Origin of the sequence: Flavihumibacter sp. CACIAM 22H1, from assembly GCF_001601815.1 — a bacterium.
Lineage (GTDB): Bacteria > Bacteroidota > Bacteroidia > Chitinophagales > Chitinophagaceae > Flavihumibacter.
The window spans coordinates 1-4,190 of the sequence record NZ_LUKG01000129.1; the positions used below are offsets into that span (position 1 = coordinate 1).

At 46.7% G+C, this 4,190-nt stretch carries 8 protein-coding genes; 4 read left to right on the top strand and 4 right to left on the bottom strand.

What is annotated here, in order from left to right; all coding sequences use genetic code 11:
- A partial coding sequence (gene trpS, locus A1D16_RS20770; protein ID WP_290713288.1) for a tryptophan--tRNA ligase occupies positions 1–955 on the bottom strand: 955 nt, incomplete at its 3' end.
- Positions 956–995: 40 nt separating this feature from the next.
- On the opposite strand from trpS, the gene gatC reads away from it, so the two are divergent.
- From gatC to A1D16_RS20785, 3 genes are read left to right on the top strand one after another with little or no spacing between them, the layout of a single operon-like run.
- On the top strand, positions 996–1,286 hold the full coding sequence (gatC, locus tag A1D16_RS20775) for an Asp-tRNA(Asn)/Glu-tRNA(Gln) amidotransferase subunit GatC (protein WP_290713291.1): 291 nt from the start codon (positions 996–998) through the stop codon (positions 1,284–1,286).
- A 1-nt stretch (position 1,287) separates the two neighbouring features.
- Positions 1,288–2,001 (top strand): ABC transporter ATP-binding protein, encoded by a 714-nt coding sequence (locus tag A1D16_RS20780; protein ID WP_290713294.1) that lies wholly within the window; start codon positions 1,288–1,290, stop codon positions 1,999–2,001.
- A gap of 42 nt (positions 2,002–2,043) precedes the next feature.
- Complete coding sequence (locus A1D16_RS20785) at positions 2,044–2,604, top strand: cob(I)yrinic acid a,c-diamide adenosyltransferase (RefSeq protein ID WP_290713297.1); 561 nt, start codon at positions 2,044–2,046, stop codon at positions 2,602–2,604.
- Positions 2,605–2,606: 2 nt separating this feature from the next.
- Here A1D16_RS20785 and A1D16_RS20790 read toward each other — a convergent pair whose 3' ends face one another.
- Positions 2,607–2,804, bottom strand: a complete 198-nt coding sequence (locus A1D16_RS20790; protein WP_290713300.1) for a hypothetical protein — start codon at positions 2,802–2,804, stop codon at positions 2,607–2,609.
- Positions 2,797–3,255, bottom strand: a complete 459-nt coding sequence (locus tag A1D16_RS20795) for an ABC transporter ATP-binding protein (RefSeq protein WP_290713303.1) — start codon at positions 3,253–3,255, stop codon at positions 2,797–2,799. The genes A1D16_RS20790 and A1D16_RS20795 overlap by 8 nt, the downstream gene beginning before the upstream one ends.
- A gap of 123 nt (positions 3,256–3,378) precedes the next feature.
- Here A1D16_RS20795 and A1D16_RS20800 point away from each other — a divergent pair, with 123 nt between their 5' ends.
- Positions 3,379–3,600 (top strand): DUF2795 domain-containing protein, encoded by a 222-nt coding sequence (locus A1D16_RS20800; protein ID WP_039131553.1) that lies wholly within the window; start codon positions 3,379–3,381, stop codon positions 3,598–3,600.
- Positions 3,601–3,657: 57 nt separating this feature from the next.
- Here A1D16_RS20800 and A1D16_RS20805 read toward each other — a convergent pair.
- On the bottom strand, positions 3,658–4,190 hold a 533-nt coding region (locus A1D16_RS20805), incomplete at its 5' end, for an SDR family oxidoreductase (RefSeq protein ID WP_290713318.1).

A 4,190-nucleotide genomic window follows, 5' to 3' on the forward strand; every position in this document is an offset into this window, starting at 1 on the left:
CGCTGATCCTGGCCTTCTCTGCCCCCATTTCCATTATGCGACGAAGGTAGGTTTCATCCGTACGAATGCTTTCTGCTTTTTCCCGTATCGGGCTTACAAAACGCACCATATCTTCAGCAAGTTGCTTTTTAAGATCGCCGTAACGGATGGTAGCTGCATTGTAATCCTCTTCAAATTTCCGGATGGTATCGGGGGCAGCAACCAGGTTCATGAGAAGAAAAATATTTTCGATATAATCCGGTTTGGGCATATTGGGCGCGCTTGGGCCTGCATCCGTTTTTGCTTTCATGATTTTTTTCCGGATCAACTCATCCGGGTCAGAAAGAAAAATAGTAGCGTACTGGTTTTCACTTTTGCTCATTTTACCCGTACCATCCAGGCTGGGTACTTTTATCAGGTCCTCGCCAAAATTGAATGCATACGGCTCAGGAAATACTTCGCCATACCGGTGATTGAACCGGTTGGCAAAATTCCGGCTCATTTCCAGGTGCTGTTCCTGGTCTTTCCCCACGGGTACCAGGGTGGCACGGTGCAACAGGATGTCTGCTGCCTGCAATACCGGGTAAGTCAGCAATCCGGCATTCACGTTTTCGGGGTGTTGCCTTACTTTATCCTTGAATGTGGTGGTTTTTTCCAGTTCACCTTTGTATGCCAGCATATTGAGCAGCATATACAATTCTGCTGTTTCATAGACATGGCTCTGGCAATACAGGGCTACTTTCTCAGGATCGAGTCCACAGGCTATATTTTCAGCTAACACCCGGTGCACATTGGGTTTCAGCTCTTTGGTATCAGGGTGAGTGGTAAGGGAATGAATATCTGCCACCATAAAATAGCAGGAATATTCCTCCTGCATCCGCACATAATTACGGATAGCGCCAAAATAGTTTCCAAGATGTAAAAATCCGGTACTCCGGATTCCGCTCATTACGATCGCTTTTTTTCCATTTTCCATAGCGCGGCGAAGATAAGAACCTTATTTTTGTTGATAGCATATGGAATTGACAAAAGACATGATAGGGCAATTGGCCCGTTTAAGCAGGCTTCACCTAGAGGAGGCTGATGCTGTACAACTGGTTGGCGACCTTGGCCGGATGATCCACTTTGTAGAAAAACTGCAGGAACTGGACACCAACGGTGTGGCCCCCCTGCTGCACATGACAGATAATGTGGATGTACTCCGCCCCGATGAAGCAGGCACGCCATTACCGCGTGCAACCGCGCTGTCTATAGCACCCGATGCAGATAGTCAGTATTTCTATGTTCCTAAAGTGATTAAAAAATAATATGAGCGAATCCATCATACACCTGGAAGGCATCCATAAAAGCTATTTTATGGGAAAGCAGGCAGTACCGGTTTTGAAAGGCATTGATATGGATATCTACCGGAATGATTATGTGGCACTGATGGGGCCCTCCGGTTCGGGCAAAAGTACCCTGATGAATATCCTGGGTTGCCTGGATTCCCCAACAATGGGAAAATATGTGTTAAACGGGCAGGATGTCTCCAAAATGGAAGACGATGACCTGGCTACCGTCCGGAATAAGGAAATTGGATTTGTATTTCAGCAATTCAACCTGCTTCCGCGGCTTACTGCTGCCGAAAATGTTGCACTTCCCCTGGTGTATGCAGGCCTTGCAAAAAAACAACGGCATGAAATGGCCCTGGAAGTATTAAACCGGGTAGGATTAGCAGAAAGAAGTCACCACAAGCCCAATGAGCTCAGTGGAGGCCAGTGTCAGCGGGTAGCCATTGCCCGGGCATTGGTAAATAACCCTACCCTAATTCTTGCGGATGAGCCAACCGGTAACCTCGACTCCAAAACATCGGTAGAAATCATGGCTATTTTTGACAAAATCCAGGCAGGTGGTAATACCGTGGTGCTGGTAACCCATGAAGAAGATATTGCCCATCATGCACACCGGATAATCCGGCTTCGCGACGGCTTAATTGAATCTGATAAAAAGAATATTCCGCAGGAAGCGCCGAGCTTCCACTAAACATTCTGCAGGCTTTTTTGTTTGATCAGGTAGAACATCCCTATGGCTTTAAAGATTTATACTAAAACCGGCGATACGGGTACTACATCCCTAATTGGTGGAACCAAGGTTTCCAAGAGCCATATCCGTATTGATAGTTATGGAACGGTTGATGAACTGAATTCCTATATCGGCTTCTGCAATGATCAGCTAACGGATCCGGCAACAGGTCAGATGCTCAAAGAAATCCAGGATCGCCTGTTTACCATTGGCTCAGCGCTGGCCTGTGATCCGGAACGGGAGCCGCTTATGAAAATACCGGACCTGAAAGATTCAGATATCGAGTTACTTGAACAGGAGATTGATCGTATGAATGAATCCATTCCAAGAATGCGTTCTTTTATCCTGCCCGGCGGGCACCCCGCCGTCTCCTCCCTGCATATAGCCCGCTGCGTTTGCCGGCGCGCCGAAAGGATTTGTGTACATATGCAACTGGAAGGCGGATTTGTGGAGCCACTGGTGATCAAATACCTGAACCGGCTGAGCGATTACCTGTTCGTATTGAGCCGCTATACAGGGCATTTGCTGGGGGTAGAAGAAATACCCTGGAAACCAAGAAAATAACCTTACCCGATTCTTCCATCCTTCATATGTATGACCCGATCGCTCATTTGGGCGAGTTCTTCGTTATGGGTTACAATCAGGAAGGTTTGGTTAAGTTCCTTGCGAAGCCGGAAAAAAAGCTCGTGAAGATCCCGGGCATTGGTAGAATCCAGGTTTCCGGTTGGTTCATCCGCAAAAACAATCCGGGGATTATTAATCAAAGCCCTGGCTACCGCCACCCGCTGTTGTTCTCCCCCGAAAGGCAGCAGGTTTATGGTCGACCCGATGCCCCAACCCCAATTGTTGCAGCAGTTGCAGCGCCCGGCTTTCCACTTCTTTTTTATTCCGTTTAGCGATCCAACCCGGAATACAGACATTTTCAAGCGAGCTGAATTCCGGTAAAAGGTGGTGAAACTGGAAAACAAAGCCGATATACTGATTCCGGAAAGCCGATAATTGTCGCGCGCCCATACCGGTTACCCGGGTATTGTGTAACATAATTTCGCCCTGGTCTGGTTGATCGAGGGTTCCCAGGATATGTAAAAGACTGGTTTTACCTGCCCCCGAGGAGCCTACGATGCTAACAATTTCGCCCTCCTGAATGGAGATATCAACCCCTTTCAGCACTTCTACCGACCCGTAAGCTTTATGAATATTTCTGGCTTCAAGCATGCAACTAAAACTTATGTATAAAAATCATAGGTATACGAACCAACAATATTAAGCGTTGTTAGTGAAAGGATTTGGAAATTTCGTATTAACCCATACATTTGCCGAAAATTTAAAACCTCTACGATGTTCTGGACACTTGAATTAGCATCCTATCTGGAAGACGCTCCCTGGCCAGCCACCAAAGACGAGCTGATCGATTACGCCATCCGTAGCGGCGCTCCTATTGAGGTAGTTGAAAACCTGCAGGAATTGGAAGACGAAGGAGAAATTTATGAAGGCATCGATGATATCTGGCCCGATTACCCCTCTCAGGAAGACTTTTTTTTCAACGAAGACGAATATTAAGCAGGCGAACGGTGAAAAGTTATCCTTTCACCGTTCGCTTTTTTCGGTCTCCCCTTTTTATTTTCCTCCGGTCATCACTTCCATACTTACCCCGGTGGTAGAATAGCCACCATCATGATAAAGGTTCTGCATGGTAACCATCCTGGTTAAATCCGAGAACAGGGTAATACAATAATTTGCACAATCTTCCGCAGAAGCATTTCCCAAAGGCGCTATAGAATCGGCAAAATCATAGAAATCACCAAAGCCTTTGATACCAGTACCCGCCGTTGTTTTGGTAGGCGATTGAGAAACGGTATTAATCCGTACATTTTTCTCTTTGCCGTAATGGTAGCCAAAACTGCGGGCAATAGACTCCAGCATGGCTTTGATATCGGCCATATCGGTATAAAAGGGATAGGTTCGCTGGGCGGCCATATAGGTTAATGCAACCACGCTTCCCCATTCGTTGATAGCGTCTAGTTTTTTGGCGGCTGCCAGCATTTTATGAAGAGATAGGGCTGATACATCAATGCCCTTTTGGAAATAATCGTAATTCAACTCCGGGTAGGGAATATTCTTCCGGATATTAACACTCATCCCGATGGAAT